We start from the raw sequence: 21,486 nt of genomic DNA on the forward strand, positions 1-21,486 counted from the left end.
CGCCGACAGCCGTGCACGTCGACGGACCTCGGGTCCGACGGTGAAGGTCAGTCCGACGCCTCCAACTCGTCGTCGAGGATGTCGAACAGTTCGTCGGCGGACACCGACGCCAGGTCCCGGGCGGCCGGCTCCACGCTGGCCGTCCCGTACGCCGTGTTCCAGCGGGACACCAACGCCTGGAGCCGGACGGTGATCCGGCTCCGCTCCGCGTCGTCCGGCACCGTGCCGTCCAGCAGTGCCTCCAACCGGGCCAGCTCGGCCTCGATCGACGGGGCGGCCGGCAGGTCACCGGTCAGCTCCGTGCGCACGAACCGGGCCACCGCCGCCGGGCTCGGGTGGTCGTAGATGAGCGTCGCGGACAGCCGCAGGCCGGTGGCGGCGCCGAGGCCGTTGCGGAACTCCACGGCCGCCAGGGAGTCGAAGCCCAGCTCCAGGAAGCCCTTGCCCATCTCGACGACGTGCGGACTGGCGTGCCCGAGCACCTCGGCCGCCTGGCCCCGGACCAGCTCGGTGACCAGCCGGTCGGCTTCCTCCGGCGGCAGGCCGGCGAGCCGGTCGGCAAGGGGCTGCTCCCCGGCCACCGTGCCGCCCGCCGTACGCCGCGCCGGGGCGCGCACCAGGCCGCGCAGCAACGGCGGCACCCCCTCGGCCCGGGAACGGATAGCGGCCAGGTCGAGACGCACCGGGAGCGCCAGGGCGGGGGTCGGGTGGGTGGTCGCGTCGAACAACGCCAGCGCGTCCACGGTGGACAGGGCGGTCACCCCGGACCTGGCCATCCGGCGGAGGTCCGCCTCGCCCAGGCGACCGGTCATCCCACTGCCCGACTCGGCCCACAGGCCCCAGGCCAACGAGGTGCCGGCCAGCCCGTGCGCCCGACGGTGCTGGGCCAGGGCGTCCAGGTAGGCGTTGGCGGCGGTGTAGTTGGCCTGGCCGGCGCCGCCCAACGTGGCCGCCGCCGAGGAGAACAGGACGAACCAGCGCAACGGCAGGTGCAGGGTGAGTTCGTGCAGGTGACGTGCGGCCTCCGCCTTGGGAGCCAGGACCGCCGCCAGCCGCTCGGGGGTCAGCGCGGGCAGCAGGGCGTCGTCGAGCACACCGGCCGTGTGGATCACCCCGGTGAGCGGGTGCGCGGCGGGCACCCCGTCGAGCAGGTCCGCCACCGCCGACCGGTCGGCCAGATCGCAGGCGGCCACCGTCACCTCCGCACCGGCCGCCGACAGTCGGGCGACCAGCTCGTCCACCCCGGGCGCGGCCGGACCACGCCGGCTGACCAGCAGCAGCCGCCGTACCCCGTGCCGGGTCACGACGTGCTCGGCGACGAGGCGGCCCAGCCCACCGGTGCCGCCGGTGACCAGCACGGTGCCGTCCGGATCCGGGCGGGCGGGCAGTTCGTCGGCGGGCACCGGCAGCGGCGCCAGCCGGGGGGCGAGCAGCCCGACGGGGCGTACCGCGAGTTGTGGCTCGGCACCGGCGGCGAGCGCCGCGCGTAGCCCGGCCGGGTCCGCGCCGTCGACGTCGACCAGGACCAACCGGCCCGGATTCTCCTCCTGGGCGGCCCGGACCAGGCCCCAGACCGTGGCGTCCACCGGCCGGGGCACGTCCTCGCCGTCGCCGGTGGCGACCGCCCGGGTGGTCACCAGGACCAGCCGGGCACCGGCGAACCGGTCGTCGGCGAACCACCGCTGGAGCAGGTCCAGTGCCACGGTGGTGGCCGGCACCGTCGAGTCCGACGCCGCCCGCCAGGGCACCACGACGGTCTGCGGCGCGACACCGGTCCGCTCGACGTCGGCCGCGAGCGCGGCGAGGTCGGGATGGCGGGGCACCCCGAGGCCGAGGTCGGTGTCGCCGAGCACCACCGTACGGTCGGCCGGCCCGGTGTCCGGGGTCGGCACCGGGGTCCAGACGACCTTGTACAGCGCGGAACGGTGGGCGGTACGTGCCGCGTCGAGCTGGTCGGCCGCGAGCGGCCGGACCACGAGTGCGGCGACCGAGGCGACCGGGGCGCCGTCGGCGTCGGCGAGCTCGATGCCGACCTCCTCCGGGCCGGTCCGGGTCAGCCGTACCCGCAGCGCCGTCGCACCGGTGGCGTGCAGGGCGACACCGCGCCAGGCGAACGGCACCTCGAGCCGGCCGTCGTCGGGCCGGTCCGCCTCGGCCAGGTCGAGGGCGTGCAGCACGGCGTCGAAGAGCGCCGGGTGCAGGCCGAACCGCCCGGCCGAGGACCAGGCGTCCTCGGGGAGCGCCACCTCGGCGTACACCTCGTCGCCGTGCCGCCAGGCGGCCCGCAGCCCCTGGAACAGCGGCCCGTAGTGGTAGCCGGCATCGGCCAGCCGGTCGTAGCGCCCGGCCAGGTCGACCGGGGTCGACCCGGCCGGCGGCCAGGCTTCGCCGGCGGCACCGGCGGGTGCGGTGGACGCCGCCGGGGCCAGTACGCCTGTGGCGTGCCGGGTCCAGCCGTCGACGCCGCCCTCCGGCCGCGAGTGCACGGTGACCGGGCAGCGTCCCGTCTCGTCGGACGACCCCACCACCACCTGGAGATCCACACCGCCCCGGGCCGGGACGGTCAGCGGGGACTCCAGCGTCAACTCCTCCACCAGGGCGCAGCCGACCTGGTCGCCGGCGCGCACGGCAAGCTCCACGAACGCCGTGCCGGGCAGCAGCACCGTCCCGGCGAGGGCGTGGTCGGCCAGCCACGGGTGGGTACGCAGCGAGAGCCGGCCGGTCAGCACGGTGCCGTCGGCGTCGGCCAACCCGACCACCGCGCCGAGCAGCGGGTGGGCGGCCGGGCGTTGGCCGAGGCCGGACACGTCGCCGCCGTCCGCCGGGGCGTCCAGCCAGAGCCGGCGACGCTGGAACGGGTACGTCGGCAGGTCGGTGACCCGGGCGCCGGTGGGCGCGAACCAGGCCCGCCAGTCCACCGGGACACCCCTGGTGTGCAGGGTGGCGACGGCGGTCAGCAGGGTCGCCACCTCCTCCCGTCCGCCCCGCAGCACCGGCACCAGGGCGACCCGGTCGGTGTCGATGACGCAGTCCCGGCCCATCGCGGTGAGCACCGCGTCCGGACCGACCTCCAGGAACGTGGTGACGCCGGCAGCCTCCAGGGTGGTGATGCCGTCGCCGAACCGGACCGCCTCCCGGACGTGCCGCACCCAGTAGCCGGGGTCGCAGATCTCGTCGGGGTCGGCGAGTCGGCCGGTCAGGTTGGAGACCACCGGCACCCTCGGCGGTGCGAAGGTCAGACCGGAGAGAATCCGGTGGAACTCGGCAAGCATCGGCTCCATGTGCGGGGAGTGGAACGCGTGGCTGACCCGCAGCCGCTTGGTCCGGCGTCCCCTGGCCCGCCAACCGTCGGCGAGCGTACCCACGGCGTCGTGGTCACCGGAGATCACCACCGCGTGCGGCCCGTTGACCGCGGCGATACCCAGCTCCGCCTCGCGTCCGGCCAGCTCCCGGCTCACCTCCGCCTCGGACGCCTCGACGGCCACCATCGCGCCGTCCTCGCGCATGCTCTGCATCAGTCGGCCCCGCGCGGTGACCAGGGTGGCGGCGTCGGCCAGCGACAGCACCCCGGCGACGTGGGCCGCGGCGACCTCGCCGATGGAGTGTCCGGCGACCAGGTCGGGCCGGATCCCCCACGAGTCGAGCAGCCGGAACAACGCCACCTCGATGGCGAACAGCGCGCTCTGGCTGTAGACGGTCTGGTCGAGCAGCGCCGCGTCGGCCACGTCCGGCTCGGTGTAGAGCACCTCGCGCAGCGGGCGGTCGAGCTTCGCCTCCAGGTACGCGCTGACCTCCGCGAAGGCCTCGGCGAAGAGCGGGTACGCGGCGGCCAGCTCGCGACCCATGCCGAGGCGCTGGGCACCCTGACCGGTGAAGATCATGGCCAGCTTGCCGGCGGACGGCGTACCCCGGACCACCTCGGCGGGGTCGCCGCCCTGGGCGACCTCCCGCAGGGCGCGGACCGCGTCCTGCCCCGCGGCGGCGACCACGACGGCCCGGCGTTCCAGGGCCGCCCGGGTGGTGGCCAGGGAGTAGGCCACGTCGAGGCCGGCGCCGGTGTCGGCGACCAGGCCGGCCTGGGCCCGCAACGCCTCCTCGGAACGGGCGGAGAGTAGCCACGGCAACACCGGCGGGGTGACCGTCGCGGCGGTCTCGACCGGCGCGTCCGGTGCCGGGGGTGCCTGTTCGAGGATGACGTGGGCGTTGGTGCCGCTGATGCCGAACGACGACACCCCCGCCCGACGCGGCCGGTCCACCACCGGCCACCGCTGCGCCTCGGTGAGCAGCCGCACCTCCCCCGCCGACCAGTCGATCTGCGGCGACGGCTCCTCGGCGTGCAACGTCCGCGGCAACAGATCGTTGCGCATCGCCAACACCGTCTTGATCACCCCGGCCACCCCGGCCGCGCCCTGGGTGTGGCCGATGTTCGATTTCACCGAACCGAGCCACAACGGACGGTCCGCCGCCCGGCCCTGACCGTAGGTCGCCAGCAACGCCTGCGCCTCGATCGGGTCGCCCAGGGTGGTGCCGGTCCCGTGCGCCTCCACCAGGTCCACCTGGTCGGCGGGGACGTTCGCGGCGGCCAACGCCTGCCGGATCACCCGCTGCTGCGAGGGGCCGTTCGGGGCGGTCAACCCGTTGGACGCGCCGTCCTGGTTGACCGCCGAGCCGCGGACCACCGCCAGCACGCGGTGACCGTGCCGCTCGGCGTCGGAGAGCCGCTCCAACAGCAACATCCCGACGCCCTCGGACATCGCCGTGCCGTCCGCACCGGCCGCGAAGGAGCTGCACCGGCCGGCGGCGGAGAGCCCGCGCTGCAGGCTGAACTCGACGAAGGTGGCCGGGGTGGACATCACCGTCACCCCACCCGCCAACGCCAGCGAGCACTCCCCCGACCGCAGCGCCTGCACGGCCAGGTGGATGGCGACCAGCGACGACGAGCAGGCGGTGTCGACACTGACCGCCGGCCCCTCCAGCCCCAGGGTGTACGAGATCCGGCCGGACGCGACGCTGGACATGCTGCCGTTGCTCAGGTAACCGGCCAGTTCGTCCGGTACGGACGGCAGCCGGCTGCCGTAGTCGTGGTACATGACCCCCGTGAAGACGCCTGTCGCGCTGCCCTTGAGCGACAGCGGGTCGATGCCCGCCCGCTCCAGCGCCTCCCACGAGCTCTCCAGCAGCAGCCGCTGCTGCGGGTCCATCGCCGTCGCCTCACGCGGGCCGATCCCGAAGAAGTCCGGGTCGAAGTCGGCCGCGTCGTAGAGGAAACCACCCTCCATCGAGTACGTCCGGCCGGGCTTGCCGGGCTCCGGGTCGTAGAGACCGTCCAGGTCCCAGCCCCGGTCGGTGGGGAACGGCGAGATGGCGTCCGACCCGTCGAGCAGCAACTGCCACAGGTCCTCCGGGCTGCGGACACCACCGGGGAAGCGGCAACTCATCGCGACGATGGCGATCGGCTCGTCGGCCACCGGGCGGGGTGCGTCGGCCGGCCGGACGTCGACCGGGCCGCCGACGATGGTGTGGTGCAGGTGGTCGGCGAGCGCGCCGGGGTTCGGGTAGTCGAAGACCAGGGTGGCGGGCAACCGCAGCCCGGTGGCGGTGTTCAGCCGGTTGCGCAGCTCGACGGCCGCGAGCGAGTCGAACCCGAGTTCCTTGAACGCCCGGGTCGGCTCGACGGCGCTGCCGCTGTCGTGGCCGAGGACCGCCGCGACGCTGGCCCGGACCAGGTCGAGCAGCACCCGGTGCTGGTCGTCCGGGCCGAGGGTGGCGAGCTGCCGCTGGAGTCCGGACCCGGTGACCGGGGCGGACCCGGTGGCCGCCGCCCGGCGGGCGGGCAGTCGGACCAGCCCCCGGAACAGCGCCGGCAACTGCGCGCCCTGGGCCCGCAGCGCGGCGGTGTCCAACCGGATCGGCACCAGCACCGGCCCACCGTCGGCGACCGCCGCGTCGAGCAGGGCCAGGCCCTGATCCGAGCCGATCGGCAGGACGCCGGAACGGGCCATCCGGGCCACGTCCGCCTCCCCGAGGTGTGCGGTCATCCCGCTGCGCTGCTCCCAGAATCCCCAGGCCAGCGAGACCGCCGGTAGCCCGAGCGCCCGCCGGTGCACGGCGAGGGCGTCGACGAAGACGTTGGCGGCGGCATAGTTGCCCTGCCCGGCCCCGTCGATCACCCCGGCGGCGGAGGAGAACAGCACGAACGCGGACAGCTCCCGGTCGCGGGTGAGGTCGTGCAGGTGCCAGGCCGAGGTGGCCTTGGCCCGCCAGACCGAGTCGAGCTGCGCCGGCGTCAGGCTGGCCAGCAGCCCGTCGTCCAGCACACCTGTGGTGTGCACCACCGCGCTCAGCGTGGGTATGCCGTCCAGCAGGGCGGCGACGGCATCCCGGTCGGCCAGGTCGCAGGCGGCCACCTCGACGACCGCGCCGAGGGCGGTCAACTCGTCGCGCAGCTCCACCGCCCCGGGGGCGGACAACCCACGCCGCGACACCAGCACCAGGTCACGGACCCCGTGGCCGGCAACCAGGTGCCGGGCCACCAGCGCGCCCAGCACACCCGTGCCACCGGTCACCAGCACCGGACCCTCGGCCCGCCAGACCGCACCCGAGCCGGTCGCCCGGACCAGCCGCGGCACCCGGACCTGCCCGGCCCGCAGCGACAGCTCCGGCTCACCGGTGCCCACCGCGGCCAGGATCTCCTCCACCGGAGTCTCCGGATCCGCGTCCACCAGCACGAACTGACCCGGATTCTCCGCCTGTGCCGCCCGCACCAGGCCCCACACCGGGGCGTGGGCGAGGTCGGTGCCGCCGTCGACGGCACCGTGGGTGATCACCACCAGCTGGGCGGCGGCCTGCGCCGGGTCGGCGAGCCAGGACTGGAGCAGGGTCAGGGTCTCGGCCGTGGCCCGCTGGGCGGCGGTGGCCGGATCGGTGTCGTCACCGGCCGGGGTGAGCGGGGCGAGCACCACGTCCGGGACGCCGAAGCCGATCCCTCCGAGGTAGCCCCACGACTCGGTGGCGGTGCCGGTGGGGACGGTCGTCCAGTCGACGCGGTAGAGGTCGCCCTCGGTCGGAGCGGCGGCGGTGAGCTGGACCGGACGGGAGACGAGGGCGCCGACGACGGCAACCGGGGCACCGTCGGGGTCGGCGAGGTGCAGGGTGGCGGACTCCGGCCCGGCGGCGGTGATCCGGACCCGCAGGGCGGTGGCGCCGGTGGCGTGCAGGGTCACGTCGGTCCACACGAACGGCAGGTACGGCGGCCGACCGGCCGGCACCGGCTCACCGATCCCCACCGCCTGGAGCGCGGCGTCCAGCAACGCCGGATGCAGACCGAACCGGCCCGCCTCGGCATGTGCCTCCTCAGGCAACGCCACCTCGGCGTAGACCACGTCACCGGCCCGCCAGGCAGCCTGCACACCCTGGAACATCGGGCCGTACTCGTAGCCCTGGGCCACCAGGTCGTCGTACAGGCCGGCGGTCGGCACCGGCACGGCACCCGGCGGCGGCCAGGCCGTCAGGTCGAACGTGGGGTCGGCGGGGTCGGCGGAGAGCATGCCGGTGGCGTGCCGGATCCAGTTCCCGGTGTGCTCCGGCCGGGAGTGCACCGTGACCGCGCGTCGGCCGGCGTCGTCGGCAGCGCCCAGCAGGAGCTGCACCTGGACGGCACCCCGCTCGGGCAGGACCAGCGGGGCGTGCATGGTCAGCTCGTCGAGGTGGCCGACCTCGGCGTGGTCACCGGCGTGCAGCACCAGCTCGACGAAGCCCGTGCCGGGCAGCAGCACCGTGCCGTTGACGGCGTGGTCGGCCAGCCACGGATGGGTGTCCAGGGAGATCCGCCCGGTGAACAGCACCTCACCCGAGTCGGCCATGCCGACCGCGGCGCCCCACAGCGGGTGGCCGGCGGAACCGAGTCCGGCGGACGCGAGGTCGGCGCTGCCGCCGATGGCGTCGATCCAGTAGCGGCGGCGCTGGAACGGGTACGTGGGCAGCGGCACCTCGCCACGGGGGCGCGCCGGCAGCACCGGCGACCAGTCCACCGCGACGCCCCGGGTGAACGCCTCACCCAGCGAGGTCAGCCACCGGCGCAGACCCCCCTCGCCCCGACGCAGCGAGCCGACGGCGGCGACCTCGACGCCCGCGTCGGCGGCGGTCTCCTCGACGCCCATGGTCAGCACCGGGTGGGCGCTGCACTCCAGGAACACCCGCATCCCTGCGGCGAGCAGGGCCCGGGTGGTCTCCTCGAAGCGCACCGTCTGCCGCAGGTTCGTGTACCAGTACCGGGCGTCCAACCCGGTGGTGTCGAGCACCCCGGCGGTGACCGTCGAGTAGAACGGCACGCGGGAGGCGCGGGGGGTGATCCCGGCGAGGACGTCGAGCAGGCGCTGCTCGATCCGCTCGACCTGGGCAGAGTGCGAGGCGTAGTCGACGTTGACCCGCTTGGCCCGCAGGCCCTCGGCGGTGAGGGTGGCGACCAGGTCGTCCACCGCGTCGGGGTCGCCGGAGACGACCACGGAGGAGGTGCCGTTGACGGTGGCGACGGAGATCCGCCCGGCGTAGCCGGCCAGCCGCTCGGTCGCCGCCCGCTCGGGTAGACCGACGGAGGCCATCGCGCCGCGACCCGCCAGATCCTCGGCGATCGCCAGGCTCCGCAGTGCCACCACCGCGGCACCGTCCCGCAGCGACAGACCACCCGACACCACGGCGGCGGCGATCTCGCCCTGCGAGTGGCCGATCACCGCGTCCGGTTGCACACCGAACGAACGCCACAGCCCCGCCAGCGACACCATCACCGCCCACAGCACCGGCTGCACCACGTCCACCCGGTCCGTCGACGGAGCGCCCTCGACGCCCCGCAGCACGTCGGTCAACCGCCACGGCACGAACTCGGACAACGCCGCGCCACACTCGTCGATCCGCTCGGCGAACACCGGCGACGAGTCCAGCAACTCCACCGCCATGCCCAGCCACTGCGAGCCCTGCCCGGGGAAGACGAAGACGGTGCCACCCCGGAGCACACCGGGGGCGACGCCGTCCTCGGCGAACGCGCGGGCCCCGGCGACGAAGTCGGCCCGGTCACCGACGACCACCGTCCGCCTGTCCAGCAGCGCCCGCCCGGTCGCCAGCGCGTACGCGAGGTCACCCGGGCGGGCGGTGTCGCTGCCCGCGACGGCGGCCACCCGGGCGGCCTGCTCCCGCAGCGCCTGGTCGGTACGGGCCGACAGCACCCAGGGCAGGATCTCCGGCTCGGGGGCGTCGGCCGGCGACTCCTCGACCGGGGGTGCCTGTTCGAGGATGACGTGGGCGTTGGTGCCGCTGATGCCGAACGACGACACCCCCGCCCGACGCGGCCGGTCCACCACCGGCCACCGCTGCGCCTCGGTGAGCAGCCGCACCTCCCCCGCCGACCAGTCGATCTGCGGCGACGGCTCCTCGGCGTGCAACGTCCGCGGCAACAGATCGTTACGCATCGCCAACACCATCTTGATCACACCCGCCACACCCGCCGCACCCTGGGTATGCCCGATGTTCGACTTGATCGACCCAAGCCAGAGCGGCTGGCCACCGGAACGATCCTGCCCATAGGTCGCCAGCAACGCCTGCGCCTCGATCGGGTCACCCAGCGCCGTACCGGTGCCATGCGCCTCCACCACGTCCACCTCCGTCGCCGGAATCCCACCCGCGGAGGCAAGAGCCTGCCGGATCACCCGCTGCTGCGACGGACCGTTCGGCGCGGTCAAACCATTGGACGCACCATCCTGGTTGATCGCCGAACCCCGGATCACGGCGAGCACGTGGTGGCCGTGGCGTTCGGCGTCGGAGAGACGCTCCAGCAGGAGCATGCCGACGCCCTCGGACATCACGGTGCCGTCGGCGCCGGCCGCGAAGGACTTGACCCGGCTGTCGGCGGCGAGGCCGCGCTGGAGGCTGAACTCGACGAACGTGTCCGGGGCGGACATCACGGTGACACCGCCGGCCAGCGCCAGGGAGCACTCCCCGGCCCGCAGGGCCTGCACCGCCAGGTGGATCGCCACCAACGACGACGAGCACGCCGTGTCGATCGACACCGCCGGCCCCTCCAACCCCAGGGTGTACGAGATCCGGCCCGAGGCCACGCTGGCCATGCTGCCGTTGCCCAGGTAACCCACCAGGTCCTCGGGGACCGTCGGCAACCGGCTGGCGTAGTCGTGGTACATCACGCCGGCGAAGACGCCGGTGAGGCTGCCGCGCAGCGAGGTGGGGTCGATGCCGGCCCGCTCCAGCACCTCCCACGAGGTCTCCAGCAGCAGCCGCTGCTGCGGGTCCATCGCGACCGCCTCACGCGGGCTGATCCCGAAGAAGTCGGGGTCGAAGTCGGCCGCGTCGTAGAGGAAACCGGCCTCCATCGAGTACGTCTTGCCGGGCTTGCCGGGCTCCGGGTCGTAAAGGTTGTCGAGGTCCCAGCCCCGGTCGGTGGGGAACGGGGTGATGGCGTCGTCGCCCTCGACGAGCAACTGCCACAGCTCCTCGGGGGTGCGTACGCCACCGGGGTAGCGGCAGCTCATCGCGACGATGGCGACGGGCTCGTCGTCGGCGATCACCGTGGCGACGGTGGGAGCGGCCGGGGTGGCCGCGCCGACCAGCCGGGTGTGCAGGTAGTCGGCGAGCGCGGTCGGGTTCGGGTAGTCGAACACCAGGCTGGCCGGCAGCCGCAGCCCGGTGGCGGTGTTGAGCCGGTTGCGCAGCTCCACGGCGGCCAGCGAATCGAAGCCGATCTCCCGGAACGCCCGGCCGGGTTCCACGCCGGCGGGGCTGTCGTGGCCGAGGACCGCAGCCACGTCGACCCGGACCAGGTCGAGCAGCAGACGCCGCTGCTCGGCGTCGGGCAGACCGGTCAGTCTCCGTTGCAGCGCCGACCCGCCGACCGGCGTCGGCCCCGCCTCGGCGGCCCGCCGGGCCGGCAGCCGGACCAGGCCCCGGAACAGGGCAGGCAGCTGTTGACCCTGGGCGCGCAGCGCGGCGGTGTCCAGTCGGATCGGCACGAACGTCGGCTCCCCGGTGGCGACCGTCGCGTCCAGTGACGCCAGGCCCTGGTCGGAGCTGATCGGCAGGATGCCGGAACGGGCCATCCGGGCCAGGTCGGCCTCACCGAGGTGCGCGGTCATCCCGCTGCGCTCGGCCCACAGCCCCCACGCCAGCGAGGTCGCCGGGAGGCCCAGCCCACGCCGGTGCTCGGCCAGGGCATCGAGGAACACGTTCGCCGCGGCGTAGTTGCCCTGCCCGGAGCCGTCCACACAACCGGCGGCCGAGGAGAACAGCACGAACGCCGACAGGTCCCGGTCCCGGGTCAACTCGTGCAGGTGCCAGGCGGGGGTGGCCTTCGCCCGCCACACGCCGTCGAGCTGCGCAGTGGTCAGCGAGGTCGTCAACCCGTCGTCGAGGACACCTGTGGTGTGCACCACAGTCGTCAATCCGGGGATCCCGTCCAGCAGGGCGGCGACGGCATCCCGGTCGGCCAGGTCACACGCGACGATCTCCACGGCGGCGCCGAGACCGGCCAGTTCCTCGCGCAACTCCCCGGCGCCCGGGGCGGCCGGCCCACGGCGGGAGACCAGCACCAGGTCACGGATCCCGTGCGTGGTGACCAGGTGCCGGGCGACCAGCGCGCCCAGCATGCCCGTGCCGCCGGTCACCAGGGTCGTGCCCGCCGCCCGCCACGGGGTGTCGCCGGTGGCGGCGCGGGCCAGCCGTGGCACGCGTACCTGCCCGTCGCGCAGCGACAGCTCCGGCTCGCCGGTGTCGACCGCCGCGACGACGTCGTCGACAGGCGTCTCCGGGGCGGCGTCGACGAGCACGAACTGGCCGGGGTTCTCCGCCTGCGCGGCCCGGACCAGACCCCAGACCGGGGCCTGGACCAGGTCGGTGACCCCGTCGGCCGCGCCACTGGTCAGCACCACCAGCCGGGATTCGGTCGACCGGGGGTCGGCCAGCCAGCGTTGGAGCAGCCCGAGCACCGCAGCGGCGGTGGCCCGCGAGGCCGACTCGACGTCGGCGGGGACCGCTGCGTCCGGGGTGGTCGACAGGTCGGTGAGGCGGGTGAGGACAAGTTCCGGCGCCTCGTCCGCGAGATCCTCCAGGTAGGCCCAGGAGGTGGCCGGGGCGGCGGCCACCGGCACCGGGATCCAGTCGACCCGGTAGAGGTTGCCGTCGGTGCCGCCCGCCGGGGCGAGCTGCACCGGCCGGGACACCAACGCACCGACCTCTGCCACCGGCGCACCCGTCGGGTCGGCCAGGTGCAGGGCCACCGCCTCCGCGCCCGCCGGAGTGACCCGGACCCGCAGCGCGGTCGCACCGGCGGCGTGCAGTGTCACGTCGGTCCAGGCGAACGGCACCGACGGCGGCCGGTCCGCCGGCACCTCCTCGCCGATCCCCACCGCGTGCAGCGCGGCGTCGAGCAGCGCCGGGTGCAGCCCGAACCGCGCCGCGTCGGCGTGCGCCTCCGACGGCAGCGACACCTCCGCGTACACCGTCTCGCCGGCCCGCCAGACGGCCTGTACGCCCTGGAAGACCGGACCGTACTCGTACCCCTGCGCCACCAGGTCGTCGTAGAGCCCTTCCACCGGCACGGGCACCGCGCCCGGCGGCGGCCAGGCGGTCAGGTCGAAGGTGGGATCGGCAGGCGTGTCGGCGAGCACGGCGGTGGCGTGCCGGGTCCACGGCAGGTCCGGGTCGGCGTACTCGGGACGCGAGTGCACGGTGACGGTACGCCGGCCCGACTCGTCACCGGCCGTCATCAGCAGCTGGACCTGCACCGCGTCGCGCTCGGTCAGCAGCAGCGGGGCGTGCAGGGTCAGCTCCTCGAGGTGCCCGAGGCCCACGTGTCCACCGGCGTGCAGCACGAGCTCGACGAAGCCGGTGCCGGGCAGCAGCACGGTGCCGGAGACCGCGTGGTCGGCCAGCCACGGGTGGGTGTCCACGGAGAAACGGCCGGTGAACAGCACCTCCCCCGACTCGGCCATCGGCACCGACGCGCCCCACAGCGGGTGACCCGCCGCCCCGAGGCCCACCGACGCCACGTCGGTCGCCGCGGTGGTGGCGTGGATCCAGTAGCGGCGGCGCTGGAAGGGATAGGTGGGCAGGGCGGTGCTGCGGGCGCCGGTGGGCGCGAACCAGGCCCGCCAGTCCACCGTGACACCCCGGGTGTGCAGGGTCGCCAGGGCGGTCAGCAGGGTCGTCGGCTCGTCCCGGCCGGCCCGCAGGACCGGCACCAGGGCCACCGCGTCCTCGTCGGTCACGCAGTCCCGGCCCATCGCCGTGAGCACCGCGTCCGGGCCGACCTCCAGGAAGGTGGTGACCCCGGCGGCCTCCAGGGCGGCCACCCCGTCGCCGAACCGCACCGCCTCCCGGACGTGCCGCACCCAGTAACCCGGGTCCCGCAACTCCTCCGGATCCGCCACCGCGCCTGTCACGTTGGACACCACGGGCAGCTGCGGCCTGTCGAAGACCAGCCCGGTGAGGATCTCGTGGAACTCCGCCAGCATCGGCCCCATGTGCGGCGAGTGGAACGCGTGACTCACCCGCAACCGCTTCGTCCGCCGACCCTGCTCCCGCAGGCCCGCCGCGACCGACTCCACCACGTCGGCATCGCCGGAGACGACCACGGCACGGGGACCGTTGACCGCCGCGATGCCCGCCTGCGCCTCCAGGCCGGCCAGCGCCGCCCGTACCTCCGCCTCGGACGCCTCGACGGCGACCATCGCGCCGTCCTGCCGCATCGACTGCATCAACCGGCCACGCGCCGTGACCAGGGTCGCCGCGTCGGCCAGCGACAACACCCCGGCCACGTGGGCGGCCGTCACCTCGCCGATCGAGTGCCCGGCCACCATGTCGGGCCGGACCCCCCACGACTCCAGCAACCGGAACAGCGCCACCTCGACGGCGAACAACGCCGCCTGGCTGTAGACGGTCTGGTCCACCAGCGCGGCGTCGGCGGTGTCGGGCTCGGCGTACAGCACCTCCCGCAACGGCCGGTCGAGCTTCGCGTCCAACTCCGCGCAGACCTGGTCGAAGGCTTCCGCGAACGCCGGGTACGCCGCCGCCAGCTCACGGCCCATCCCCCGCCGCTGCGCGCCCTGGCCGGTGAACAGCACGGCCAGCTTCCCGGCGGACGGCGACCCGTACACCACGTCGGTCGAGTCGGTCCCCTCCGCCACACACCGCAGGGCGCGGAGCGCGTCCTCGCCGGCCGCGGCCACCACGACCGCCCGCCGCTCCAACGCGGCCCGCGTCACGGCCAACGAGTAGGCCACGTCCAGGTCCGCGTCCGTGCCGGCGACCCGGTCGGCCTGCGCCCGCAACGCCTCCACCGACCGTGCGGACAGCAACCACGGCAGCACCGTCGGGACGACGGTCGCGGCGACCTCGGCCGGCGGGGGCTCCTCCACCGGGGGTGCCTGTTCGAGGATGACGTGGGCGTTGGTGCCGCTGATGCCGAACGACGACACCCCCGCCCGACGCGGCCGGTCCACCACCGGCCACCGCTGCGCCTCGGTGAGCAGCCGCACCTCCCCCGCCGACCAGTCGATCTGCGGCGACGGCTCCTCGGCGTGCAACGTCCGCGGCAACAGATCGTTACGCATCGCCAACACCATCTTGATCACACCCGCCACACCCGCCGCACCCTGGGTATGCCCGATGTTCGACTTGATCGACCCAAGCCAGAGCGGCTGGCCACCGGAACGATCCTGCCCATAGGTCGCCAGCAACGCCTGCGCCTCGATCGGGTCACCCAGCGCCGTACCGGTGCCGTGCGCCTCCACCACGTCCACCTCCGTCGCCGGAATCCCACCCGCGGAGGCAAGAGCCTGCCGGATCACCCGCTGCTGCGACGGACCGTTCGGCGCGGTCAAACCATTGGACGCACCATCCTGGTTCGTCGCCGAACCCCGGATCACCGCAAGCACGTGGTGGCCGTTGGCCCGGGCGTCGGAGAGACGCTCCAGCAGCAGCATGCCCGCACCCTCGCCCCAGCCGGTGCCGTCGGCCCCGGCGGCGAAGGACTTCGACCGGCCGTCCTTCGCCAGGCCACGCTGGAGGCTGAAGTCGAGGAACGTGTCCGGCGTGGACATCACGGTGACGCCACCGGCCAGCGCCAGGGAGCACTCCCCGGCCCGCAGGGCCTGCACCGCCAGGTGGATCGCCACCAACGACGACGAGCACGCCGTGTCGATCGACACCGCCGGCCCCTCCAACCCCAGGGTGTAGGCCACCCGGCCGGAGACGATGCTGGCCAGGCTGCCGTTGCCCAGGTAGCCGGCCAGGTCGTCGGGCACCTGGTGCAGCCGCAGCGCGTAGTCGTGGTACATGACGCCCGCGAAGACGCCGGTCGGGCTGCCCTTGAGCGAGGTCGGGTCGATCCCGGCCCGCTCCAGCACCTCCCACGAGGTCTCCAGCATCAGCCGCTGCTGCGGGTCCATCGCGACCGCCTCACGCGGGCTGATCCCGAAGAAGTCCGCGTCGAAGTCGGCCGCGTCGTAGAGGAAACCACCCTCCATCGAGTACGTCTTACCGGGCTTGCCGGGCTCCGGGTCGTACATGCCGACCAGGTCCCAGCCCCGGTCGGCGGGGAACGGGGAGACCGCGTCGGTGCCACTGTCGAGCAGTTCCCAGAGCTGCTCCGGGGTGGCCACCCCGCCGGGGAAACGGCAGCTCATCGAGACGATCGCGATCGGCTCCTGGGTGAAGGATGCCGACGCGAGCTCCGGCACCGTCACGGCCGCGCCGGTGCCCAGCACGGTGGAGACCACGAACTCGGCGAGCGCCGCCGGGGTCGGGTAGTCGAACGCCAGGGTCGCCGGCAACCGCAGCCCGGTGGCCGCCTTGAGCCGGTTGCGCAGCTCGACCGCGGCCAGCGAGTCGAAGCCCAGCTCGTTGAAGGCCCGGCGCGGCTCGATCGCGTCCGCGCCGTCGTGCCCGAGCACGGCGGCGACGTGCTCGCGGACCAGGTCGAGGGTGAACCGGTCCCGTTCGGCCGGGCTGAACGCGGCGAACTGCCGGGCCAGCCCCTGCATGGCGTCCGCCGGGCCGGCCGCCTGGGCGCTGCGCCGCGCCGGCAGCGGCACCAGGCCACGCAGCAGCGCCGGCACGCCGTCCGGCCGGGCGCGCAGCGCGGCCAGGTCGACCCGGATCGGGGCGAGCACCGGCTCGTCGACGCCGAGCGCCGCGTCGAGCAGGGCCAGGTTCTCCGCCGGGGTGAGGCCGGGCATGCCGGAGCGCTCGATCCGGTGCAGCGCGGCGGCGTCCAGCTTGCCGCCCATCCCGCTGTCGCCGGTCCACAGCCCCCAGGTGAGCGCGACGGCGGGCCGGCCGGCGGCCCGGCGGGCGACGGCCAGCGCGTTCAGGGTGGCGTTCGCGGCGGCGTAGTTGCCCTGGCCGGCGCAGTCGAGCAGGCTGGCCAGCGAGGAGAAGAGCACGAACGCGGTCAGGTCGGCGTCGCGGGTCAGCGCGTCGAGGTTGACCGCGCCGTCCAGCTTGGCCTGCAGCACCGCGTCGAGCCGGTCCGGGGTGAGCGAACCGATCGTCGCGTCGTCGACGATGCCGGCGGCATGCACCACCGCCCGCAGCGGCCGGTCGGCCGGGATACCGGCGAGCAGCGCGGCCAGCGCGTCGGCGTCGGCGGCGTCGCAGGCGGCCACCTCGACACTCGCGCCGGCCGCTTCCAGCTCCGCGCGCAGCGCCGGCACGCCGGCCGCCGCCGGGCCACTGCGGCTGGTCAACAACAGCTGGCGTACGCCGTGGTTGCCGGCCAGGTGCCGGGCCACGTGCGCCCCGAGCCCGCCGGTGCCGCCGGTGACAAGCACCGTGCCGTCGGTCGGCCAACGGCTGCCGGCGGCGCTGGTGGTGGTGTCGCTCACGCCGGTGGTGGTGCCGGCCGCCGTGCCGGCGTCGGCGCTCGCCGGGACGACGGCGGTGGCGGTCGGGGTGGTGGCGACCCGGGCGAGGCGGGGCGCACTGATCTCGCCGTCGCGCAGCCGCAGCTCCGGTTCCCCGGTGGCCAACGCGGCGGCCAGCAGCGGCGTCGGGGCGTCGGTGAGCCGGACGGTGACGAACCGGTCCGGGTTCTCCGTCTGCGCGGCCCGGACCAGGCCCCAGACCGCCTCGGTGGCGAGGTCGTCGGCCCGGCTGACGAAGACCAGCCGGGTGCCGGCCAGCCGCGCGTCGGCCAGCCACTGCTGCAGCAGCGCCAGCGCGTCGGCGGTGGCGGCCCGGACGTCACCGGTGGCGACGCCGACGAACGCCCACTCGGGGGCGGTCGCGCCGGCGTCGATCGCCGCACCCAGCGCGGCCGGGTCGGCGTGCCGGGTGGCCGCGCCGATCCGCTCGTCGCCGAGCACCACCCAGCGCGGGGTGCCCGCCGGGGCGGGCCGGTGGCCGAGCTTCGTCCACTCCAACCGGAACAACCGCTCGTGGTAACCACCCCGGGCGGCGGTGAGCTGGGCGGTGGAGACCGGTCGGGAGACGAACGACCGCACCGAGGCGACAGGTGCGCCGGTGGCGTCGGCGAGGGTCACCGACACGCTGTCCCCGGCGGCGGGGGCGATCCGCACCCGCACCTCGGCGGCACCGGCCGCGTGCAGGGTGACGTCGTTCCAGGCGAACGGGATGCGCACCTCGTCGTCGGCGGGTTCGCCCCGACGGGCCGCGTCGATGGCGTGCAGGGCGGCGTCCAGCACCGCCGGGTGCAGGCCGAAGCGGGCGGCGTCGGCCCGGCTGTCGGCGGGGAGCGCGACCTCGGCGTACACCTCCTGGCCGCGCCGCCAGACGGCCTTGAGGCCCTGGAAGACCGGGCCGTAGCCGTAACCCTGCGCGGCCAGTTCGGGGTAGACGCCGGCCAGGTCGACCGGGCGGGCGTCGCGCGGCGGCCACTGGGTGAGCGGCTGCCAGGCGTCGGCGGCCTCCGGGGCGAGGAAGCCGCTGACGTGCCGGGTCCAGAGCTGATCGTCCGGGTCGGACCCGTCGGGGCGCGAGTAGACGGCCACCGGGTAGCGGCCGGCCGGGTCGGCGGCGCCGACGACCACCTGGAGGGCGACGCCGCGCTCGTCGAGCGCCAGCGGGGCCTCCAGGGTCAGCTCCTCCACTGTCGAGCAGCCGACCTGGTCGCCGGCGCGGACCGCCAGCTCGACGAAGGCGGTGCCGGGCAGCAGCGCCACCCCGGAGATGGTGTGGTCGGCCAGCCACGGGTGACTACGCAGCGACACCCGGCCGGTGAGCACCACCCCGTCGCCGCCGGCCAGGCCGACGACCGCACCGACCAGCGGGTGCCCGGCGGCGAGCTGGCCGAAGCCGGTCGCGTCGGCGCTGCCCCCACCGGATTCCATCCAGAACCGGCGACGCTGGAACGGGTACGTGGGCAGCGCCACCCGGCGCGCGCCGCGCCCGGAGAAGAACGCGGCCCAGTCCACCTGCACCCCCCGCACGTGGGCGCGGGCGACGGCGGCCACGACGTCGGTCTCCTCGTCCTGGTCGGCGCGCAGCAGCGGGGTGAAGACCGCGTCGGCGTCCTCGGCCAGGCAGGCCGGACCCATCGCGGAGAGCACACCGGTCGGCCCGAGTTCGAGGAAGGTGCCGACCCCCTCGTCGGCCATCACCCGGACCGCGTCGGCGAACCGGACGCTGTCGCGGACGTGCCGCACCCAGTACTCGGGATCGCAGAGCTCACCGGAGAGCACCGGCCGACCGGTGACCGTGGAGACGACCGGGATGGTCGGCGGACGGTAGCTGAGCACGTGGGCGAGCCGGCCGAACTCGGCGAGCATCGGCGTCATCAGCGGCGAGTGGAAGGCGTGGCTGACCTTCAGCCGCTTCGTCTTGTGCCCGGCGGCGGCGAGGGCGGCGACCACCTCCTGCACGGCGTCCTCGGCACCGGAGACCACCACCGAGGTCGGACCGTTCACCGCCGCCAGGCCCACCTGCGCCTCGCGGCCGACGAGCAACGGGCGGACCTGCTCCTCGGTGGCCTGCACCGAGACCATCACGCCCTCGGCGGGAAGCTGCTGCATGAGCCGGCCGCGCGCGGCGACCAGGAGCGCCGCGTCCTCCAGGGAGAGCACCCCGGCGACGTGGGCGGCGGCCAGCTCACCGATCGAGTGCCCGGCGAGCAGGTCGGGCCGGACCCCCCAGGATTCCAGCAGCCGGAACTGGGCCACCTCCACGGCGAACAGCGCGCACTGGGTGTAGGCGGTCTGGTCGAGCAGGGCCGCCTCGGCGGTGCCGGGCCCGGCGAACAGGACGTCGGCGAGCGACACGTCCAGTTGCAGGTCCAACCAGCCGCAGGCGGCGTCGAAGGCGGCGGCGTAGACGGGGTGGCTGCCGTACAACTGCCGGCCGACACCGAGCCGCTGGCTGCCCTGGCCGGTGAAGAGGAACCCGAGCCCACCGCCGGTGACCTGGCCCAGGGCCACGCCGGGCACGGTGCCGCCGTCGGCGAGGGTGGCCAGGTCCCGCACGACGCCGGCCCGGTCCCGGGCCACCAGCACCGCCCGGTGCTCCAACGCGGTACGGGTGGTCGCCAGCGAGTAGGCGACGTCGCGCAGCTCCGGGGCGTCCGCGCCGGTGTCCACGGTGGCGAGCAGCGCGGCGGCCTGGTCCCGCAGCGCCGCCCCGTCCCGGGCGGAGAACACCACCGGCAGCACCTCGCCGGGCAGCTGCGGCACCTCGGGCACCGCCTCGTCGTCGACCGCCGGGGGCTCCTCGACGATGACGTGCGCGTTGGTGCCGCTGACCCCGAACGAGGAGACCCCGGCACGGCGCGGCCGGCCCGGGTCGGCCCACTCGCGGGCCTCGGTGAGCAGGGCGACGGTGCCGGCGGACCAGTCGACGTTGGGGGTGGGCGCGTCGACGTGCAGGGTACGCGGCAGCACCCGGTGCTTCATCGCCATCAGCACCTTGATCACCCCGGCCACCCCGGCGGCGGCCTGCGAGTGACCGATGTTGGACTTCAGCGAGCCGAGCCAGAGCGGCCGGTCGGCGGGGCGTTCCCGGCCGTAGGTGGCGATGATCGCCTGCGCCTCGATCGGGTCGCCGAGCCGGGTGCCGGTGCCGTGCGCCTCGACCATGTCCACGTCGGTGGCGGCCAGCCCGGCCGAGGCCAGGGCGGACAGGATCACCCGCTGCTGGGACGGCCCGTTCGGGGCGGTCAACCCGTTGGACGCGCCGTCCTGGTTGATCGCCGACCCACGGATCACCCCGAGAACCCGGTGGCCGTTGCGCCGGGCGTCGGAGAGGCGCTCCAGCACCAGGATGCCCACGCCCTCGGCCCAGCCGGTGCCGTCGGCCGCCGCCGCGAACGGCTTGCACAGCCCGTCCGGGGCGAGGCCCCGCTGCCGGCTGAACGCGGTGAACGCGCCCGGGTGCACCATCACCGCGACCCCACCGGCGAGCGCGGTCGTGCACTCCCCGCGCTGGACCGCCTGGCAGGCCAGGTGCAGGGCGACCAGGGAACCCGAGCAGGCGGTGTCCACGGTCAGGGTGGGACCCTCGAAACCGAAGGTGTAGGCGAGCCGGCCGGACACCACGCTCGGCGCGTTGCCGGTGAGCAGGTAGCCGTCCAGACCCTCCGGGGCCTCGTGCAGCCGGGGGCCGTACTCCTGCGGCTCGGCGCCGATGAAGACGCCGGTCTGGCTGCCGCGCAGCGACGCCGAGTCGATGCCGGCGTCCTCCAACGCCTCCCAGGCGGTCTCCAGCACCAGCCGCTGCTGCGGGTCCATCGTCATCGCCTCGCGCGGGCTGATGCCGAAGAAGTCCGCGTCGAACTCGGCCGCCCCCTCCAGGAAGCCGCCCTGGCGGACGTAGGTCTTGCCCGGCTTGCCCGGGTCCGGGTCGAAGAGGCCGTCGGTGTCCCAGCCCCGGTCGGTCGGGAAGTCCGAGATGACGTGCCGGCCCTCGAAGACCAGCCGCCACAGGTCGTCGGCGGAGGCGCTGTGCCCGGGGTATCGGCAGCCGATACCGACCACGGCGATCGGCTCGTCGTCGTCGGCCCGGCGCAGCGGCGCGGCGGCCGGGGCGGGCGCGGCATCCCCGCCGAGCAGGGTGCGCAGCAGCCGCCCGACCGCCTGCGGCGTCGGATGGTCGAAGACCAGCGTGACCGGCAGGTCCAGGCCGGTGGCGGCGGTGAGCCGGCGGTGCAGCTCGACCGCGGCGAGCGAGTCGAAGCCCAGGTCGCGGAAGGGCCGGCCCGGTTCGACGGCGTCCGGGCCGTCCGGCAGCACGGTCCGCAGCACGTCGCGGGCCTGCTCCCGGACCAGGGCGGTGAGCGCCCGGTCCTGCTCGTCGGCCGTGCGGCCGTCCAGCCGCCGCCGCAGTGCCGACAGCGCGTCGGGCTCGGCACCGGTGGGGTTCACGGACTCGCTCATGGCACGCTCCACTAGGTCTCCGGGTTCGACGCCCGGCTCGGTGTGTCGGCTTGCGGCGCCCGATCACGGCAAGGCCGCCGCGACCGGTAGGGGGGACCGGTCGCGG

At 75.0% G+C, this 21,486-nt stretch carries 1 protein-coding gene; it reads right to left on the reverse strand.

The window, feature by feature from the left end; all coding sequences use genetic code 11:
- Positions 1–47 precede the first annotated feature (47 nt).
- A complete protein-coding gene (locus AC0AIB_RS13890; RefSeq protein WP_465096791.1) occupies positions 48–21,392 on the reverse strand; it encodes an SDR family NAD(P)-dependent oxidoreductase in 21,345 nt (7,114 codons plus the stop codon).
- Positions 21,393–21,486 lie beyond the last annotated feature (94 nt).

It is taken from the genome of Micromonospora sp. DSM 43699 (assembly GCF_055517075.1).